At 49.5% G+C, this 20,119-nt stretch carries 17 protein-coding genes; 14 read left to right on the forward strand and 3 right to left on the reverse strand.

What is annotated here, in order from left to right:
* Positions 1-5 precede the first annotated feature (5 nt).
* The 13 genes from ACN6MW_RS25370 (at position 6) to ACN6MW_RS25430 (ending at position 16,004) form a co-directional block, all read left to right on the forward strand.
* Positions 6-983: a methyltransferase domain-containing protein gene (locus tag ACN6MW_RS25370; RefSeq protein ID WP_419872635.1), complete on the forward strand. Its 978-nt coding sequence runs from the start codon at positions 6-8 to the stop codon at positions 981-983.
* Positions 976-1,917 (forward strand): methyltransferase domain-containing protein, encoded by a 942-nt coding sequence (locus ACN6MW_RS25375; protein WP_419872636.1) that lies wholly within the window; start codon positions 976-978, stop codon positions 1,915-1,917. The genes ACN6MW_RS25370 and ACN6MW_RS25375 overlap by 8 nt, the downstream gene beginning before the upstream one ends.
* 4 nt (positions 1,918-1,921) lie before the next feature.
* Positions 1,922-2,869, forward strand: a complete 948-nt coding sequence (locus tag ACN6MW_RS25380) for a 3-oxoacyl-[acyl-carrier-protein] synthase III C-terminal domain-containing protein (RefSeq protein ID WP_419872637.1) — start codon at positions 1,922-1,924, stop codon at positions 2,867-2,869.
* Between the two features lie 28 nt (positions 2,870-2,897).
* On the forward strand, positions 2,898-3,344 hold the full coding sequence (locus ACN6MW_RS25385) for a hypothetical protein (RefSeq protein ID WP_419872638.1): 447 nt from the start codon (positions 2,898-2,900) through the stop codon (positions 3,342-3,344).
* Between the two features lie 145 nt (positions 3,345-3,489).
* Positions 3,490-4,452: an ABC transporter permease gene (locus ACN6MW_RS25390; RefSeq protein ID WP_419876443.1), complete on the forward strand. Its 963-nt coding sequence runs from the start codon at positions 3,490-3,492 to the stop codon at positions 4,450-4,452.
* 13 nt (positions 4,453-4,465) lie between these two features.
* Positions 4,466-5,362: a carbohydrate ABC transporter permease gene (locus ACN6MW_RS25395; protein WP_419872639.1), complete on the forward strand. Its 897-nt coding sequence runs from the start codon at positions 4,466-4,468 to the stop codon at positions 5,360-5,362.
* A gap of 111 nt (positions 5,363-5,473) precedes the next feature.
* The gene (locus tag ACN6MW_RS25400; RefSeq protein ID WP_419872640.1) at positions 5,474-7,111 is read left to right on the forward strand and encodes an ABC transporter substrate-binding protein; all 1,638 of its coding nucleotides are present in this window, start codon (positions 5,474-5,476) and stop codon (positions 7,109-7,111) included.
* Between the two features lie 80 nt (positions 7,112-7,191).
* On the forward strand, positions 7,192-8,694 hold the full coding sequence (locus ACN6MW_RS25405) for a glycoside hydrolase family 32 protein (RefSeq protein ID WP_419872641.1): 1,503 nt from the start codon (positions 7,192-7,194) through the stop codon (positions 8,692-8,694).
* A 29-nt stretch (positions 8,695-8,723) separates the two neighbouring features.
* Complete coding sequence (locus ACN6MW_RS25410; RefSeq protein ID WP_419872642.1) at positions 8,724-10,991, forward strand: GH32 C-terminal domain-containing protein; 2,268 nt, start codon at positions 8,724-8,726, stop codon at positions 10,989-10,991.
* 76 nt (positions 10,992-11,067) lie between these two features.
* Positions 11,068-11,955, forward strand: coding sequence for an ROK family protein (locus ACN6MW_RS25415; RefSeq protein WP_419872643.1), 888 nt, complete (start codon positions 11,068-11,070; stop codon positions 11,953-11,955).
* Positions 11,956-12,153: 198 nt separating this feature from the next.
* A complete protein-coding gene (locus ACN6MW_RS25420) occupies positions 12,154-13,263 on the forward strand; it encodes a GerAB/ArcD/ProY family transporter (protein ID WP_419872644.1) in 1,110 nt (369 codons plus the stop codon).
* A 26-nt stretch (positions 13,264-13,289) separates the two neighbouring features.
* On the forward strand, positions 13,290-14,804 hold the full coding sequence (locus ACN6MW_RS25425; protein WP_419872645.1) for a spore germination protein: 1,515 nt from the start codon (positions 13,290-13,292) through the stop codon (positions 14,802-14,804).
* Between the two features lie 27 nt (positions 14,805-14,831).
* The gene (locus ACN6MW_RS25430) at positions 14,832-16,004 is read left to right on the forward strand and encodes a Ger(x)C family spore germination protein (RefSeq protein ID WP_419872646.1); all 1,173 of its coding nucleotides are present in this window, start codon (positions 14,832-14,834) and stop codon (positions 16,002-16,004) included.
* A 26-nt stretch (positions 16,005-16,030) separates the two neighbouring features.
* On the opposite strand, the gene ACN6MW_RS25435 is transcribed toward ACN6MW_RS25430, so the two are convergent.
* The gene (locus ACN6MW_RS25435) at positions 16,031-16,807 is read right to left on the reverse strand and encodes an AraC family transcriptional regulator (protein ID WP_419872647.1); all 777 of its coding nucleotides are present in this window, start codon (positions 16,805-16,807) and stop codon (positions 16,031-16,033) included.
* A gap of 142 nt (positions 16,808-16,949) precedes the next feature.
* Between ACN6MW_RS25435 and ACN6MW_RS25440 the strand changes: the two genes are divergently transcribed.
* Complete coding sequence (locus ACN6MW_RS25440; protein ID WP_419872648.1) at positions 16,950-17,900, forward strand: nucleoside hydrolase; 951 nt, start codon at positions 16,950-16,952, stop codon at positions 17,898-17,900.
* A gap of 65 nt (positions 17,901-17,965) precedes the next feature.
* Here the strand turns inward: ACN6MW_RS25440 and ACN6MW_RS25445 are convergent, their stop codons facing one another.
* Positions 17,966-19,033, reverse strand: coding sequence for a LacI family DNA-binding transcriptional regulator (locus ACN6MW_RS25445; RefSeq protein WP_419872649.1), 1,068 nt, complete (start codon positions 19,031-19,033; stop codon positions 17,966-17,968).
* A gap of 162 nt (positions 19,034-19,195) precedes the next feature.
* On the reverse strand, positions 19,196-20,068 hold the full coding sequence (locus tag ACN6MW_RS25450; protein ID WP_419872650.1) for a helix-turn-helix domain-containing protein: 873 nt from the start codon (positions 20,066-20,068) through the stop codon (positions 19,196-19,198).
* Positions 20,069-20,119: the final 51 nt, after the last annotated feature.

The following is a 20,119-nucleotide window of genomic DNA, read 5'->3' on the forward strand; positions in this document are numbered from 1 at the left end:
ATCATTTGATACCGTCGTGGCCGTTAACCGGAATTAGGCTTGGATGCGTCATTTGCAAGCAGTCGCTGTGCGCGGAGGGCAGCGATCTGGTCTGCAAGCCATGCGGCTTCCGTTATAAGCAGGAAGAAGGAATCGCGATTATGCTGGCGGAGGATGAGGCGCAAGGAGCAGCACATAAGGAAGCCGTGCGGGAGGTATTTGACTCAATAAACCGCTCGCTGGAGACGAAGGGTCTATCCCGTTTTTCAACGTTTATCAACTGGGGTTACGCTTCCCTGGAAGAGGAGCGGGCGGGGTTCCAGGTCGTAAACGGCAGCTTTATCCGTTTACTGCATGAAATTATCGGAGGAGCGGATGTTTCGGGTAAGGATATCGTGGAAATCGGCTGCGGCAGGGGAGGCAATATTAACGAGCTTTGCAAAAACTACGGCGCGGGCAGCGCTGTCGGCATCGATCTTGCGCCGTCCAATATTGATTTCTGCCACAGAAACAACCGCTATGAGCAGGCCTATTATTGCGTAGGGGATGCAGAACGGCTGCCGATTCAGTCTGAATGCTGCGACTGCGTACTGAACGTGGAATCCTCCCATCTTTATCCATATATCGATCGTTTCTTTGCGGAGGCATACCGGGTATTGAAGCCGGGAGGAACGTTTATCTATGCTGATATCATGAATGCCGCCGATGTGCCGCGTTATGAGAAAATCTGGAAGAGGTTGGGTTTCCGGATGACCATGAACCGCGATATTACCGCAAACGTCCTGCAGTCCGGCGAAGCGTCGCTTGGCAACCGGATTCAAGCGCTCGGAGGCTCGTTCGTAAGCGATGAGGGGACGATGGAGTGGCTGGAGGCGCCTGGAACGCAGAAGCATGAGGATATGAAGGCAGGCAGGCGATTGTTCAAAATCATGCATTTGGTCAAAGAATTGGATCGCAGCGAAGATAGGCTGCCGAAGCAGAAGGGAGCAGTCCGCTATGAATGAAATGAAGCGCCCGGCTGACAGCGCGTGGGCATGCCCCCGATGCAAACAGACGCTTGAAAAAAGGGAGTTCTCCTTGTATTGCGGGGTATGCTTGCAAGGCTACAGGTTAGCCGAAGGCGGGATACCTTGTCTGCTTTCAAACGGAGCAGGCCGGGAATCGGATGAGTACTGGGAGCAGAAGGAAGCCGTGAAGGAAATGTTCACGTCGTTTAATCGGGCACTAGAGGAGAACGGAGTCTCCCGTTTTTCTTCGTTTATGAACTGGGGATATGCGGAGGCGACTGAGGGCGGATGTTCCGCTAAAGGCGTAAACGAGCAATCGCTGCGGCTGCTTCGGGAAATAATGGACGGAGTGAAGGTGCAGGGCAGCGACGTTCTGGAAATCGCATGCGGCCGCGGCGGCAACGTACGGTCGCTTTGCAAAAGCTATCAGCCACGCAGTGTGGCGGGCATCGATCTGACCGAGGCGAATATCGCCTTCTGCCATGCAAGCAACCGCTATGAGTACGCTTATTTCTGCATTGGGGATGCGGAGGAGCTGCCCGTCGCGGATGAATGCTTCGATATTGTGCTAAACATAGAAGCCTCTGATCTTTACCCGCGAATCCGGCTGTTTTATGACGAGGTGTTCCGTATCCTGAAACCGGGAGGAATGTTTGTTTATGCCGATGATTTGGATGCGCGGAAATTTGAGGAAGGCGAGCGGTATTTGGAAGAGCTCGGTTTTGAAACGGTTCGCTCGCGCGATATTTCGGAGCAAGCTTTGCTGGCAAGCGACTTGGCCAGGGGGAACCGGATAGCCGCGCTTGATGGAGCGATCGCAAAGGATGACGCCATATGGGGAACCATGGGTGTACCCGGAACCTCCTTGTATGACGATATGCGTACAGGCAAGAGAAGATATAAGATTTTGCATATGAAAAAAAAGGCGTGAAGTGATGAAGGCTCCCATTTTCACCATAGCGGACAGCAGCGTCTACATCCCGGATTCCCGTATCCGGGTTGAAGAGATCATTCATGAGCTAAGCGGGATAGGTATCGCCATGCGTCAAAACGCAGAAGAATGCAGAGAAAACGGCTTCGAGCAGCTGCCGCTGGAGCAGTCGTACAGCTTGGAGCAGATGATCGTTAGCGTTTGCGCACCGCTTCTGATCCGTGCCAGACAGGAAGGTACGCGGATAGCGGCAATACTTTTCTTCTGCGTTACGAATTCCGGCATAAAAGCGGAGGAACTGTTTGCCGGGCTTCTGCAGGAATTCGTGCCAGAAGCGCCGCCGGTCCTGCAAATGGAGGAATACGGCTGCGCTTCTTTTCATTTATCGCTTCATTTGGCGAAAGCTTTTTTCGCGGGTACGGCCCGGGATGACGAAGCAATATTGTTCGTTACGGCAGATAAAGCGAGGAATGCACGCGAACGCAGCGATACCTTTATGTTGTTTGGTGATGCGGCGAGCGCCGCGTTATACCGGAAGCCCGCCTCAGGAGGGCAGCAGGTACTGGCTGGGGGGCTGAAAGCGGACGGCATTGCCTACGATGGCTCCCCTGAGCAGATTAAAATGTATTTTTCCACGTTTTATTTGTCGGTCCGTCAAGTCGTGAATCAAGTTATGCGTGAAGCAGGGGTAGGCGTAACCGAGCTCAGCCTTGTTTTTTGCACGAATCTGGGACTGGATACCTGGCGTATCCTGGCAAAGGTTTTGGGCTTTCCCATCCAGCTATTTTACGCGGATACGCTTGGAACTGCGGGTCATCTGCATAACACGGATATTTTGCTTAACGTAACGGATGCGGTTCGAAGAGGAAAGCTGCGCAGGGGGGATATTTATTTGGCTATTACCGTTGGATTCGGAGGGTATTACGGCTGTTCCCTGCACCAATACGAGTAACTGCGCAAGAACGGAGGCGTTCGAATCGATGAAAACGGAATTAGAGGTTACGACCCTTTATTCGGATATCGCCATCACCAGGGGCCGTCCTTTAGAGGATGAAATCTCGGCCTGCCTGGAAGCAAATTGCCATTGGCTCTCTGGCTTGGATGTGTTCCTATACTGCCGGAATACGGAAGCGGATTCCCTTGTAAGCGCGTGTGCCAAAATGAGAAGCAAGCTCAAGCTTTCGCATGCGCTGCCTCTGACGCTCGCTCATTCGGGTCCTATGGCGCTTGAACACGCGCTTAAGCTGCTTGGCTGGCTGATGTCCGGAGATGGTTACTCCCGCGCCATCTGCATCTTGACTGATGGTGAATGCAATGAAGCAAGTTCGGTTTCCGCCAGCCGCCGAAACCGGCTTTCTATTCTCGAAATAAGAGCGAAAAACGGCGCGGGGAACTCGCGAAAAAATAGTCTTGACGACTGTGAATGAAAGCGCTTATAATCAAGACAAACGATTACGTAAACGTTTTTCTGTGATAATCATTTCGAAAAACAGAAGCAAAAGTCAAATTCAGGGGACTTGTATGGGGGTTACGTAAACGATTGCGCAAGAGTGGAAGGTGGAATGGAAAATGATGACGGCAAAGCCGGAGGTTCTTCAACAAGAAAAGGGGAGTACGAAAACGGCACAGGGCAATCGGACTTGGGTGAAAATCAAACAGAACTATGAGCTATACCTGTTTTTGCTCCCGGCGGTGCTAATCTATCTGATCTTTAAGTATTTCCCGATGTACGGCGTGCAGATCGCCTTTAAAGATTTTCGGGCAAGCAAAGGAATATGGGGCAGCGAATGGGTCGGTTTTGAACATTTTATTCGCTTTTTTGAAGCCTATAATTTTTGGCCGATTATGGAGAATACGATTTTGCTCAGCTTGTATTCGTTAATATTCGGTTTTCCGATTCCGATTATCGTTGCGCTGATGCTTAATCAGATGATGGCAAAGCGGTACAAAAAATTCGTCCAAACGGTCATCTACGCGCCGCATTTTATTTCAACGGTCGTGCTAGTCGGGATGCTGGGCGTGTTTCTATCGCCGAACAGCGGAATCGTCAACCATGTCATTACGTTTTTTGGCGGCGAGCCGATTCTGTTCTTGGCAAACGAAGGTTGGTTCCGGCCATTGTATGTGCTCTCCGGCATTTGGCAGGAAACGGGCTTTGCGACCATTATTTATCTGGCTGCCTTGGCCGGCGTTAATCCCGAGCTGCACGAAGCGGCCGTCATGGATGGCGCAAGCAAATGGAAAAGGGTCAGGCATGTGGATATTCCGGGCATTTTGCCTACGATTATCATTCTGATGGTACTGGCGCTCGGAAATGTGATGAGCGTAGGCTTCGAGAAAGCCTATCTGATGCAAACGGATTTGAATTACGCAGCCTCGAACATTATTCCAACCTATGTTTATGAGCTCGGTATTCAGAAGGCGCAGTACAGCTTCTCGGCCGCGATTGGCTTGTTCAATGCCATCATAAACGTAGTGCTTCTAGTAACGGTAAACCGGTTAGCCAAAAAGCTGACGGAAACAAGCTTGTGGTAAGGAGGAGAAAGCCATGAACACGCTGTTTAAACGCAAAACGAAAGGCGATGTCGTTTTTGACATCATCAATTATTCGCTTCTGACCATCTGCATGCTGCTCATTTTGTATCCGCTTTATTTTGTATTCATTGCCTCGTTCAGCGATCCCAACCTGATCTATTCGGGGGAAATATGGCTGTTTCCGAAAGGGCTGACGCTGGACGGTTATGAACGCATTTTCGCGGATTCGACGATTTGGATCGGATATGGAAATTCATTGTTATATGCGGTGGTTGGAACAGCCATCAGCGTGAGCATTACCCTGATGGCTGCGTATCCGTTAGCCAGGAAGGATCTGATCGGACGGGGTCCGATTATGTGGTTCTTTATGTTCACGATGTTTTTCGGCGGCGGTCTCATCCCGACTTACCTGCTGATTAAGGATTTAAACATGATCAATACGATCTGGGCGCTCGTCGTGCCAGGCGCTGCGGGTGTATTTAACATCATTATCGTGCGGACTTTTTTCCAGAGCACGATTCCCGACGAGATGCGAGAGGCTGCTTTTATCGACGGCTGCTCGAACACCAAGTTTTTTCTCGGTATGGTTCTTCCGCTGTCTAAACCGATAATCGCGGTTATGGTGCTTTACCATGTGGTCGGATTCTGGAACGGTTTTTTCGATGCCATGATCTATTTGAACGAGGAATCGAAATTCCCGCTGCAGCTCGTGCTCCGCAATATTCTTGTCCAGAACCAAGTTAACTCGAACATGATGATCGACGTGGAGTCTTATGCCGCGAAGCTTAGGGTAACCGAGCTTATCAAATACGGCGTCATTATTATTGCTAGCTTGCCTTTGCTTATATTGTATCCTTTCTTGCAGCGTTATTTTGTTAAAGGGGTTATGATCGGCTCGATCAAGGGCTAAGAACGGCGCAGCCGTTATCCGCTTGATTATCTCCGTGTTCCGTACTACCGCGGATCGGACTCGGTTGATGATAAATAAATAGATACAACCACTAAGGGAGGATCACCAAAAATGAAAAAGACAGGGTCTATTGCAGTCAGCTTACTTTTGACAACCGCCATGATGCTTTCTGCATGCTCAAGCAACGAAGGAAATAAAGAAACGAATAAAGGGAATACAGGCAACGGCAACGCTGCCGGCGAAGAAGCAAGTTTTAATAAGGAAGGCTTGCCTATCGTCAAAGACAAAATTACATTGCAGCTCGTTTCACCGAAAGCGGCGCTTGCGCCGGAATATAATGAGATGGAAATTTTCAAGCGCTTGGAAACCGACACGAACGTGCATATCGAATGGAATAACATCCCGGACACGGATTACGTGGAGAAGAAAAACCTGCTGCTTGCGAGCGGGGATCTGCCGGATGCGTTTTACGCTTCGCAATTTTCCGATTTTGAACTGATTACGTACGGCGAGGACGGAACGATTATTCCTTTGGAAGATCTGATTGAGCAATACGCTCCGAATCTGAAGAAGCTGCTTGAGGAAAGACCCGATATCAAGGCTGCAATCACGGCTCCGAACGGACATATTTACGGACTTCCGACCTGGGAAGAAAACGAGCTGGGCACAAACCCTTTTTTCCACGTCATCAACAAGCAGTGGCTCGACAAGCTGGGCTTGAAATTCCCGGAAACGCTTGACGAATATACGGAAGCGCTGGTCGCGTTCAAGACGCAAGACCCGAACGGCAACGGCAAAGCCGATGAAATACCGCTCAGCTTCATGCATATGCAGTGGTGTATGGACATAGCCGGCTTATTCGGAGCTTTTGGCCTGCCGGACAATCTGGAACACCGCATCGTACGCGACGGAAAAGTAATGTTTACGGCTACGCAGCCGGAATACAAAGAAGCATTGAAATATTTTAACGAAAAATGGTATAAACAAGGCCTGATCGATCCGGAATCCTTTACTCAGGATGCGCCGCAATATTTGGCTAAAGGCAAAACGCCTGACCCTACGCTCGGCTCCTACGTATGGTGGGAAGTCGAAGAGGTTGTAGGCACGGCTCAGGCCGCAAACTACGCTCTTGTGCCGCCGCTTACCGGTCCAACCGGCAAAAAGACGATTGGCAGAGGCAATGGCGGAGGACCGGGCAGAAACGCCTTTGTCATTACGAAGGATAACGAGAACCCGGAAGTGACTATGCGTTGGATCGACCAGCAATATGAGCCTTACATGGCAGCACAAATCCACTGGGGCCCGATCGGCATTATTTATGAGAAGGATGCAAACGGAAAGCTTGTGAACCTGCCGCTTGAAGATGGCGTTTCCATGGGCGAATTCCGCCAGAAGGTTGCACCAAACGGCGCAGGTGTCATTACCAGCGAGCATTTCAAAACCATTGTCGATATGGAGCCGCGCGCTCAGCAGCGGAAGAAGGATTTGGAGCAATACTACGAGCCGTTCATGGAGAAAGAAAACTATCCGACGATTTTCTTCCTGCCGGAAGAGCTGGATACCATCAATCAAATCGAGCCTGAGCTGATTAAATTCGTAAATACGCAGCGCGCTAAATTTATCGTAGACGGCATGAGTGACAAAGCATGGGACAGCTATGTGAAAACTGCCGAGGATATGGGACTTAGCAAGCTGATGGAGCTCTACCAAACCGCTCTTGACCGTTACAACGAAGAAGTTAAAAAATAAAAATAGAGGATAAGCAGGCCGGGGCGCATGCCGCTGCGGCCTGCATCCGCTTATACACCGATAGGAGGAAATAGAATCATATGGAGACTAATTACGACAATCCACTGCGTCCGCAGTTTCATTTTACACCCGCAGCCAACTGGCTGAACGATCCGAACGGGATGGTTTATTACGAAGGGGAATACCATTTGTTTTACCAGCATCATCCGGAGAGCACGATTTGGGGTCCGATGCATTGGGGCCATGCGGTAAGCAAAGATCTGGTTCATTGGGAGCATCTTCCGATCGCGTTATATCCGGATCATAACGGGACAATCTTCTCGGGTAGCGCGATTGTCGATTGGAATGATTCGAGCGGCTTTTTCGACGGGAAAGCCGGACTCGTTGCTATATATACGCAAACGGAGATGATTCCGGATTCGGATCTGTCCAAGCAGCGGCAAAGCCTCGCTTTCAGCAAGGATAATGGGCGTACTTGGATTCCCTACGAGGGGAACCCGGTACTCATCGATGAGCGCTGCGCGGATTTCCGAGATCCAAAGGTGTTCTGGCATGAGGAAACGAATCGCTGGATTATGGTGCTTGCCGCCGGAGACCGGCTGTTCCTTTACCACTCGCCTGACTTAAAGGACTGGGCGTTCGCAAGCGAATTTGGGGGGAAGGATGGTTCGCATGACGGCGTATGGGAATGTCCGGATTTATTTGCACTGCCGGTGAAAGACGGGGATGATGCCAAAAAGTGGGTAATGATCGTAAGCATCGGAGATTCGGAGAATTGCCCGGAAGGATCACGTACGCAATATTTTATCGGCGAGTTTGACGGAGTTTCGTTCAAGAACGACAATCCGGCAGAAAGCGTCCTCTGGCTTGACCATGGACGCGATAATTACGCGGGCGTGACCTGGTCGGATGCCCCTGACCTAGAGTCGAAACGGATGTTTATCGGTTGGATGAACAATTGGAAATATGCTAATTTAATTCCGACGGATGATTGGCGCGGCGCAATGACGCTTCCGCGTGTCCTATCGCTGAGACAGGATGCGGAGGGCGTACGCCTTGTCCAGACAGCCGCTGCCGAACTTGAGCAGCTTAGACTCGGCACCCAAGAATGGAACGATGAGCCGATCGAGCCGGGAAACAGCCTGCTCAGCGGCTTGACGGATGGACTGTACGAATTAGAAGCGGAATTCGAGCTGGATACGGCGGAAGAATTCGGGTTTAAAATACATGCCGGCGAGAAGCACGAGACAGTAGTCGGTTACGAGGTTGCTGGCGGTAAGCTGTTCATAGACCGTTCGAACTCAGGTATCATAGATTTTCATTCTGATTTCAGCTGCAGGCATGAGGCCTCGCTTAAGGCAGAGGACGGCGCCATTAAGCTCCAGCTTTGGGTAGACCGCTCTTCCGTAGAGGTGTTTGCGGATGAGGGAGGACTTGTCATAACGGATCAGTTGTTCCCGCTTGAGGGCAGTCATGGAATGGAAGTATATGCAAAGGGCGGAACGGTAAATCTTCGTTCGCTGCGGATTTATCCGCTTAAATCGATTTACGCTTCAAAAGCGACTGAGGCTGTAGGCCAATAAAGCCAGGCTAATCGGGAGGACGGATGTTCATGAATGAGGATAAGCAGGAACAATCGACGGGGCTTGAAGCCCATTGGCAGCTGGATGAGAAGTACGGCGCCTTTGCGGCAGACCTGGTGAGCGGGCAAACGGATGAGGTGTCTTACGCGCTGCTTCAGCCAAGATTTACGGAAGCAGCGGACCCGCAGTGGCGTCCCGGCATTTGCGGCGGCGCTCTGCTGTTTGACGGGTATTCGACGTGGATTACCCGTCCCGCGGAAAAGGCTCCTAAGCTGAGTGAGGCGTTTACCGTATCGGCATGGGTCGCTCCGCGTTCATATGAATGGGGAGTGGAAAAGCGCCTCTCCGCTATCGTCAATCAGCATGATCGCGAAGCGGCGGAAGGTTATATTTTAGGCATGTATAGACATGGCTCATGGTCGCTCCAAATCGGCATCGGAGGAAGCTGGCATGAGCTCTGGTGCCATCACCGGCCGCTCTTGAAGCAGGCTTGGTCTCATGTTGCCGCAACGTTCAGCCACAGCGAAGGCGTCATGAGGCTTTATTTAAACGGAGAACAAGTTGCCGAGCAAGCGACGCCTGCGGGCAGAGCAATGGTTCCGAGCACCGAGGATCTGTTGATAGGAAATAACAACCAGGCGTCGGTTCTCGCGGAGGCGTTCCGTCATAACATGTTCGATGGTCTTATGGACGATGTGCGGATTTACTCCCGGGCTTTGAGCGTCGTACAGATTGCCGCAGCGTACAAGGCGGCCTTGCACCCGCATGGCGGAAGCGTACCTGTCATCCCGGAGGCGGATATCCGGCTCGACCGAACGCCACTGCTCCATGACAGGCATCGACCGCAGTATCACGCGAGCCCGCCGGTTCACTGGATGAACGAGCCGCATGCGCCGATTTATTTTAACGGAAAATATCATTTGTTCTATCAGCATAATCCACAGGGACCCTATTGGGCACAGATTCATTGGGGCCATTGGGTAAGTGACGATATGGTTCACTGGCGCGATCTTCCAATCGCGCTTGCGCCGGAGAAAGGGGCCGTCGATCCGGACGGCGTATGGTCCGGCAGCGCGGCTTATGATGAGAACGGCATCCCTGCTTTGTTCTTTACGGCTGGAGATGACAGTGCATCCCCGAACCAGCGGGTTGGACTTGCCCGCAGCCGGTTTCTCCAGGACGGCGATAGCGATTTGGTCAACTGGGAAAAGCATCCTAAACCGTTGATCGTACAAGAGAAAGGGCAGGGCATGTTCGGCGACTTCCGGGATCCGTACGTATGGAAGGAAGGCGGGCTGTGGTATTTGCTCATCGGCTCAGGCACGGACGGCCAGGGAGGCACGGCACTTGCCTATACATCGGATAATATGATCGATTGGACTTATCATGGCCCGTTTTATGTCAGTGACCCCGAGAAGTACCCTGAACTCGGCAATATGTGGGAGCTGCCGGTACTGCTGCCGCTCGGGAAGGATGCCTCTGGGAGCGAGAAGCATGTTCTGCTAATCAGCCCGCTCGGCCTGGGCGCTGACGTCGAAGTATTCTACTGGATCGGATCGTTTGACCGGAAAGAAGTAAGATTTGTTCCCGAAAACGAGGAGCCTCAGCTGATTGACGTTGGCGATTTTCATTTTACCGGGCCAAGCGGAATGGTGGACCCGAGAACAGGACGCAATATTATTTTTACGATTGCGCAGGGCGAGAGGACGCCGCAGCTGGATTACGATTCCGGCTGGGCACATAATGCCGGTCTGCCGCTTCATATCTTCTTGCGGTCAGACGGGCGGCTCGGCATCGAGCCGATTGCAGAGCTTGAAACGCTGCGCGGGGAGCAGCTTTGCGAAATTTCGGATACGACGCTGGCTGAGGCGAACCAACTGCTGGAGCAAGTACAAGGCGATATGCTCGACATCCGTATCGCATTTGGCGCAGACGAGGCCGCGGCGGAACGCTTAGGCGTCTGGGTAAGGCGATCCCCATTGGGGGAGGAAGAGACGCTCATCTACTACGACCGTAGCAGGGCTGAGCTGGGCGTAGACCGCTCGAAGACCACGCTGTCCCAGGAAGAGAGAACGAAGGGCGTACAGTCGGGCAATCTGGAGCTTTCGGGCGAGGCTTTGCAGCTGCATATTTATTTGGACCGTTCGATGGTCGAGGTCTACGCGAATGGTCTAAAAAGCTTAACGACGAGGGTTTATCCAACCCTAGAGGATGCGCTTGGCCTGAAGCTTTTGGGTGACGGTCAACGGAAGATTAAATCGTTAAGCGTTTGGAAGATGAAATCCATTTACTCATAACATAAAAGCTTTGTTTTTGGCTGCCCTTTTTTTGGGCAGCCATTTAAGCGATGAACAGGCAGAGGAGACCGAGAAGATGCGTATTGGAGCAATCGAAGCAGGAGGAACAAAGTTTGTATGCGGAATTGGCAGCGAAAGCGGGGCCATCGAGGAACGGATCAGCTTTCCTACCGAGCATCCAGAGCGGGTGATGGAGCAGGTTATCGAATATTTCAAAGACAAGAAGGTTGAGGCGATCGGCATCGGTACGTTCGGGCCGATCGACATCGATCCGCTCAGCGAAACGTATGGCAGCGTGACGACTACGCCAAAGCCAAGCTGGTCGGGCTTTCCGTTTCTTGAAACGCTGAAGCGTGAGTTTCGCGTGCCGTTCGGCTGGGACACGGATGTGAATGCCGCCGCCTACGGCGAAGCGGCGTGGGGGGCTGCCAAGGGACTCGACAGCTGCGTTTATTTCACGATCGGAACGGGAATCGGATTAGGCGTTTATTCGGAGGGCAGGCTCGTGCATGGCCTCGTGCATCCGGAAGGCGGGCATATTTTGCCGAGACGCCACCCGGATGACCGTTTTTCAGGCCATTGTCCATATCATGGGGATTGTTTGGAAGGACTTGCGGCTGGCCCAGCCATCGAGAAGCGCTGGGGCGTAAAAGGCAGCGAGTTAGGGGCGGATCACCCGGCATGGGCGATGGAGGCGTATTATCTCGGTCAAGCCGTAACATCGGCTATCCTCATGCTTTCGCCGAAAATCGTCATTATGGGCGGGGGCGTGATGCAGCAGAAGCAGCTGCTTCCGATGATTCGAGCAGAGGTCGGTAAAAATTTGAACGGATATGTGAATGCGGCTGCGCTCCAGGCTGGAATGGACAATTACATCGTCGCTCCCGGTCTCGGGGACAATGCAGGCTTATGCGGTTCACTCGCGCTCGGGTTGGCCGCTTTGGAGCATTCAGGACAATCTTAATCATTCATATCGTTTGACGGCTAAAGAACTGCAGGCAAAAATGCCCGCAGTTCTTTTTTTTTCGATAGATTTATAGTTTTTCAAAGGACTTCCCCCTACATTATGCTCCGCATAACTTTATGCCTTACGGGAAAATATAGAAATGGTTATGTAGAATTTGGCAGGATATCTAGATTTGGTTAGCTGAGGCGGGAAATCATGGATTTAAAAAAATTAAGCGGACTTCAACTCTTTTATATCATGATTGGATTCGAAATCGGAAACACCATCATTTTTGCGATAGGAGCCGGGGCTAAACAGGACGCATGGCTGGCTATTTTGACTGCGATGTTTTGCGGTCTGCTCTTGATGGGAATTTACGTGAAATTGTCCGCGTATTATCCGGATGATTCCTTGATACAGATGCTGCCCAAAATCATTGGCAGGTTTCTTTCCTATCCCATTATGCTTATTTATATCTTGTATTTTACCTATCTTGCCAGTACGGCTTGCAGGGATTTCGGCGAACTCATCGTGTCTACGATTCTGACGGAAACCCCATTAATTATCGTAGTGGGGAGTTTTATGGTTCTGATGATCTACAGCTTACGCGGGGGGACCGAGGTGTTTGGACGGATGGGCGAAATGGTGTTTCCGGTTTACATCCTTGTGTTGGTTGCGATGTGGGTTTTAATGGCGATCAGCCTGGATCAATTCGACCTGAAGCGGCTTACCCCTGTTCTTGGTGAAGGGATATATCCGGTTTTAAATGAGGTATTTCCTTATCCCAGCCCATCTATTTTAGCTTTTCCGTTTGGCGAAACCGTATTAATTACGATGTTCTTCCCCTTATTAAAAAAAAAAGAAAATGCCAAAAAAGTAGGGATGGCCGTGATTCTTCTCGGAGGACTATTGCTGTCTATTAATTGCATAATTATGATTTCGGTATTAGGCCCCAATATTTTCGAGCAGGAGTATTTCCCGCTGCTTTCCGCTGCACGGATGGTTTCGATCGCAGACTTTCTGGAGCGCTTTGATTCCCTCATTATATTGATGATGGTTGCAGGCGTTTTTTTTAAGGTTGGCGCTTGGACATTAGGCGCATCTATTGCCATAGGTCAATTATTTAAACTAAAAAGCAACAAATCCATACTGCTTATTCTCGGTGTAATCATTGCCCCTTTGTCGGTATTCCATGCACCGAATTTCGTAAGATTCTTGGAAATAGGGAGAACATTTATAGATCCCTATTTACATGTGCCGTTACAAATCGTAATCCCTTTGTTACTACTCAGCATCGCATTTGTGCGTAAAAAATTTCAAACCTAGTTTTTTTTGTGGAGGCGGTTTTCTTAATGAAAAAAACGAATGAGGATTGGGATTTCCTTACCGGCGTTCTACATGAGGATTTTCAGATGGTAAAGGATAAATTTGTACGGTCCGTGGACTTCTCTTATCGGGAATTCGAAATAAACGATACCCATAAAGCCGTCGTTTTTTATCTTGACGGTCTTATCAATCTGGATCGCATAGATCTGAATATACTGACTCCATTGATAAGCAGCAGCGATAGTATTTGGCAAAGCCCCATAGGTCTTCAGGATATTGAGAAAAAGATTTTATCTGCGTCAGTTGCTAGCGGAGAATCGCTGCAGGAAATCATGGACCACGTGTTAAGCGGAGGAACGGCCTTGCTCGTCGATGGCTTAGCGCAAGCGCTGCTCATAAGCGAAAAATCATGGGAAAAAAGATCGGTCGAAGAGCCGACAACCGAAGTAGTCATTTATGGTCCGAGGGAAGGATTTACGGAGGATATACGTACAAATGTGAGCTTGGTTCGAAGACGCTTAAAAACAGCGCAATTAAAAATGGAAAGTATAAAACTCGGCGAGCTCTCGCAAACCGAAATTATAATCACCTACCTGGAAGGTATTGCAGATGACTCCATACTCAAGGAAGTCCGGAGCAGATTGGATCAAATATCTATCGATGCCATTGAGGACAGCGGTTATATTATCGAATTAATTGAGGATAATCCCTACTCTGTTTTTCCTCAGGTTCTGCAGACGGAGCGGCCTGACCGGCTGGTCGGAAATTTACTCGAAGGCAGAATCGGCATTATGGTCGATAATACCCCGTTTGCCCTGATCGTGCCAATCACCTTTTTTCAGCTTATGAATTCGACCGAAGATTATTATGAGCATTTCATATTGGCTTCGACGATTCGCTGCTTGCGTTATTTTTTTATATTCGTTGCTCTGCTGTTCCCATCCATTTATGTAGCCGTGACTTCGTTCCATCAGGAGCTGCTGCCGACAAACTTGTTGTTCAGTGTAGCATCCGCCAGGGAGTCCGTACCTTTTCCCGTATTTATTGCGGCTCTATTGATGGAAATATCATTCGAAGCCTTAAGAGAAGCCGGACTGAGATTGCCGCGTGCGATCGGCGGCACGATCAGCATTGTCGGTGCGTTGGTTATCGGACAAGCGGCCGTACAGGCAGGAATTGTCGGAGCTCCGTTAGTTATCGTGGTATCGATTACCGGGATTGCATCCTTTATGTTCCCAAGCTATAGCCTGACAGGCGCGATCCGCTTACTTCGTTTTCCGATGATGTTTCTTGCTGCATTCCTTGGGATGTACGGCATATTGCTCGGCGTTTTTCTGATCCTAAGTCATCTCGTCCGGCTCCAGTCCTTTGGCGTCCCTTATTTGTCGCCGCTTGCTCCTTTCAACTTCAGCGATCTAAAGGATGTATTTGTGCGCGTACCGTGGTGGTCCATGAAGAAACGGCCGAGCGACACCGGGAAAAAAAATCCGATCCGCATGGGGAGATGGCTGCGGCCGCAGCCTCAAAAGCGAAAAAAATAGAGGTCAGGATAGGGGAGGCTGTGCCCAGTGAGCTCGTTAAAAAACGTAATACTGTCGCTAATCGTCATTCTATGTCTCACAGGCTGCTGGAATCGGGTGGAAGTGAATGACATTGCTGTCGTTACCGCGATGGGAGTAGATAAAATTGACGGCAACAGGATTCGTTTATCGCTTCAAATCGGAGTACCGGCAACATTTGGAGCAGCCGGAAATATGAGCGGCAATGTAAGGAGCACATTTAACGCTTCGGAAACTGGCGTAACATTATCGGATGCCTATCGGAGAATTCAAGAGAAGCTGTCGCGAAGAATTTTCCTTTCGCATAGCAGAGTTCTAATCATTGGAGAAAAATCAGCTAAGGACGGCGTTTCGTACATCATTGATTTTTTTGCCAGATATCAAGAGCCGCGCGTAAATGCCCTAATCGTATTTACAAACGGCGAAGCCTCCGAATTTTTGAAAAGCAAACCTTTATTAGAGAAGGTTCCTTCCGAAGAAACGAGAGAGATCATGAAACAAGGCATTGGCCTAAAGGTGTCCATAAAAGATTTTTGGGATATGCTCATTTCGGATGGAGTAGAGCCGGTAGCCCCACGATTTAAATTAGTACCTTTAGATTCAAAAAATGATTCAGGCCAAGAAAGCTCTGCCTCTCAAATCGTCCAAGCCATATCAGGGGCCGCTGTGTTCAAGAAAGATAAATTGATCGGCTGGATGAATGCTTCCGAATCCCGGGGGATACTGCATCTTCGAAACGAGCTGGATCTAGGCGTGATTACAGTCAACATTCCCGAGGAAAAGGGGGGCGGCAAGGTAAGCGTTAAATTTATAAAAGCGGATACGGACTTTAACCCCTATTTTCAAGACGGCCAATTAAAAATGGCGGTTAAATCGCGCTCTAAAGTAACTGTGCTGGAAAATGCATCACCGATAAATCTTTCGCAATCCAAAGAGCTGGCGTATATTGAGACCAAACTGGAAGAGAGTATTAAGCAGCGGATGGAGCTGGCCTTAGCGAAAGCGCAAAAGCAATTTCGTTCGGACATATTCGGATTCGGAAGAATCGTTTACCAATCCTATCCGAAACAATGGAATAACAGCTACAAAGAGAAATGGGATACGGTATTTCCAGATCTAGAGGTGACCATTAAAGCTAAAGTGAGCATTAAAAGAATCGGTCTCAGCAAAGAAACAAAGTAGCCGATACGCCAAATGTCATTTGTTGACTATTGATACGTTCCTGGATCAGGAGAGGTAAGGCATGCGCTCTCCCTGTAACGAATGGGAGTGATGCCTGTTTCTCGCTTGAACATACTACAAAACTGCGCATCCGTAGAGAATCCGCATTCCATTGCGATAACCGAGACTTGCATTTGTGTGTGCCGCAGCATCGCTTTGGCATGCTCAATTCTTCGCTCCAAAATATATTGAATAGGCGAAGCGCCGACCTTGATTTTGAATAAATGACGAAAACGGTCATAGCTATAACCCGATTGGGCTGCCAACGCGCGAAAATCAATTTTGTGCATAAAATATTCGTTTATAAAGGTCTGGGCGTATTGAATGACATCCGTTCGGTATTCGGTTACTTGTGAAGGATGGGCTCTTAACAGCTCTAAATATAAGTGAGAGGCCAGGTTATCCAGCATTTGTTTATGGAAGGGTTTCTTGTCGCGAAGCTCATATGCGATAGCGCGCATTAGCCTGCCCATGGGCAGGCTGGAAGTCTCATGGTAGATTCCTTCTACCAAGGGAGGGTATACGTTGCTGGCGAAACCGCAAAACATGACCTTGGATTGCCATTCATGGCGTTCTTCATGAATAGTGCAGGGGTTGATAATCGCGTAATCCCCGGCATTAAAGGAATAATCCGTTTCTCCTATCCGGGTATGTCCTTGTCCGCTGACATAATAGACCAGCTCATAACATGGATGATGATGAGGCGCAATCCATTCATTTTTCATGCGTGTAGCTTGATAAAAGAAATCAAACGAAGCAGTCATCAGACGCATCTCCCGTCAAGTTAGCCAAATCGTGATAAACGATAACCGAATAAGGCTACTGTAATGATTAAATTATTTATAAAATGAATTCATTATAGCATCGCTTGAAAGCCAATTCATTATATGGATGGAGGATGTTGTCATGGATGTGCAATTTCCGGTATTGTCAGCGGATGAGCTGGTCCGTAAGCTGGAGGCTCCAAAAGGAAAAGTCAGAATGGTGCTGGATACCGATACGTTTAATGAAATTGATGACCAATTCGCTGTCATTTACGCGCTCCTTTCTCCGGAGAAGATCGAGCTTCAAGCGCTTTACGCGGCGCCGTTCTTTAACGAGCTGTCGACGGGACCCAAGGATGGCATGGAAAAGAGCTTTCAGGAGATTAACCGCATTCTAAAGCTAATGGACAGGGAAGATATCCCGGTGTACCGCGGCTCGGAAGCCTATTTGCCGGCGGCTTATTCTCCCGTTCATAGCGATGCGGCTGCTAATTTGGTGGAGCGGGCAATGGCGTGCAAGCCGGATGATCCGTTATATGTCGCAGCCATCGGAGCGATTACGAATATCGCAAGCGCGATTCTATTGGAGCCGAGAATAATCGAGCGGATGGTCGTCATTTGGCTGGGCGGTAACGCATTGGAGTGGCCGGATACGCGAGAGTTTAATTTGGCGCAGGATATCCACGCCTCGAGAATACTGCTGGACTGCGGCGTGCCATTGGTGCTTATACCATGCATGGGTGCGGCCTCGAATCTGCGAACGACATTATCCGAGATTCGGGATTATGTGAAGCCTTCGGGCGAGATTGGTGAGTACCTTTACGAAACTTACCGAAACTGCAAGGAGAATCATTTTGCTTACTCCAGGGTGATTTGGGATATCTCGGTCATCGCTTGGCTCAATCAGCCGGGCTTTGTTCCCTCACGACTTACGCAAAGTCCAAGACTGGCAGAGGATTTCCGGTGGAGCATCGATTCCTCCAGGCATTTGATACGCTGCGCAAGCTATATTGACCGTGATGCGGTATTCCATGACCTGTTTTCCAAACTGGCCAATAGAGAGGGAAGGAATCCCAGCATTAATGATCAATAATCGTCATTTTATAAAAAGCGATGCCCGGCTATTTGCGCCGAGCATCGCTTTTTTTATCGTATCTGTTATGCATCTATACGGCTGGAAGCCGCTAATTGCTTTGGCGCCGCGGAAGAAGTTCTCCCGACAAACTCCGTATCTACCGTAATTTTCGTTTTGATCGGATCATGAAAGGCGATGGCGTTGATTAGCAAATCGACGGCAAGATGAGCCATTCGCTCTTTGGCGACATGTACGGTTGTAAGCTCGGGCGTGATAATTCTGGACTCCGAGATATTATCGAAGCCTACGACTGAAACATCCTCCGGAATATGGTATCCAAGCTCCCCAAGCGTCTTGATCGCGCTGATCGCGATATAGTCGCATTCGCAGAAAAAGGCGGTAGGGAGCGGGTCTCCCGCTTTGAGGTAATCCGTAAGCTGTTGTTTTAACGCCTCCTGCGAAGAAAGTATGGTAGGCGCTACGGAGAAGGTGCAGCTTTCGTCAACGCGCAGGCCGTTTTCATGCAAGGCGGCATCGAAGCCCCGTTTCCGTTCGTCGAAATTATGAATGCGTACATTCGAAGCGATATATCCAATGCTTCGATGCCCGATGCCGCACAGATGAGCCCCCGCTTGATAGGCTCCCATCACATTATTGATCCCGACGAAATGAACCGGAAGCGTATCGAAGCAAGTATCCATAACGACGAGCGGCACCGCAATATCATGACTAATTTGGGCGATTTGGCTCTGGTTTAAATTCGTTCCGAGCAGGATGACGCCGTCGCTGCGCTTCTCCTCAGCCAAAGCCCTAATCTTCTCCCCATAGTTCTCATGCTCGACAGACGCATAAATAAGAGAAAAACCGTTTTGACCGCACCGGTCTTCAATATGGTGGATGAGTTCGCGGAAAAAAGGCTGTTCATAATACTGTTCCAATACGATGCCCGAGTTGGCAAAGGCAAGGAACGTTAAAGATTTCAGAGCGGGTTCGGCTGCAGCAGTCTTGGTTTTTGCCGCATAGCCGTTTTCATCGGCAATTTGCAATATCCGTGCGCGGGTTTCCGCGCTTATGCCTGGTTTTCCGTTCAATGCAAGCGATACGGCTGCTTTCGATACGCCTGCGAGCTTTGCTATATCTTCCATTTTCACGGTTATATATCCCCTAACGATTATTAGTTGTTTAGTACGTTTAGTTTAATAAAAATAGCGGAAATATGCAATGGGAGGACTCTTATTTTGTATAAAGTTTAGTTTTCGTGAAGATTTAATAACTAAACGTTTAATAAAATATGTCCGATGAACAAACCTTTGCTAGGTTTTATAAATATTGCTCATATAGGAGGAGGGAGATTCGCCAAGCACCTTCTTGAAAACGCGGCTGAAATAATAGGGATTGCGGTATCCAAGCTGTTCGCTGATCTCAGAAACGTTGAGGGAGCTATTTCTCATCCATTCAATTGCTTTGCCCATCCGCAATCGCGCATGCGTCTCGACGATCGTTTGACCTGTTTGTTCCTTGAACGCGGCAGAGAGATAGCTGTAATTGAGCTTCATGTAACCTGCAAGGCTGGCGGAATCAAAATCTTCTTCGCAGTGCTGTAACAAAAAAGTAATCACTCGGCCGGCGACGGTGTCGGCTTTGCCCGTGTGCTTTTCTTTTTCCTGCTGCTTCATCTGCTTCTGCAGATCGAGAAACAATTGGCATACCCGCAAACTCAACTGCATCATGCCGTGTTTGGCGGGAATGAAGTAATCGGCTGCCAACGCTTGCAGGCGCGCTTCCAATACGGAATGAAAAGGAGAGGTTCCGTGTTTTGGCATTTGAATCAAGTAGTGATAATGATCCGGCTGATAATAATCAATTTCCGGCAGCGGCGGGTGTTCGCGATACGTAATATTTTCGTCAGTAGGCACGCTGAAGTGAATCCAATACCAGGTTGTTCCCGGAACGGTTAAGGGGAGACCCCAGTGATGTTTTCCTTTTTTCAAAAATAAATGTTCGTTTTCTCTGACAAAATACTCCGTTCCTTCCTCAATAACCTGCATGCAGCCGTGGACGACAAATAGAAAAACGTCATAGCCCGCCGTGCGGTCGGGGTGCGTGTAGAGGGAGTCGGTTCGGTTCATTCCAATATCCCTGACCAATGGCATGCGATCTGCGCTCAAATATAGGCTGCATTCCAAAATGATTCCCTCCCCATGATTAAAATGATCGGCGTCTGCTTTCAATTGATA

Source organism: Pristimantibacillus sp. PTI5, assembly GCF_048572955.1.
Taxonomy (GTDB): domain Bacteria; phylum Bacillota; class Bacilli; order Paenibacillales; family Paenibacillaceae; genus Pristimantibacillus.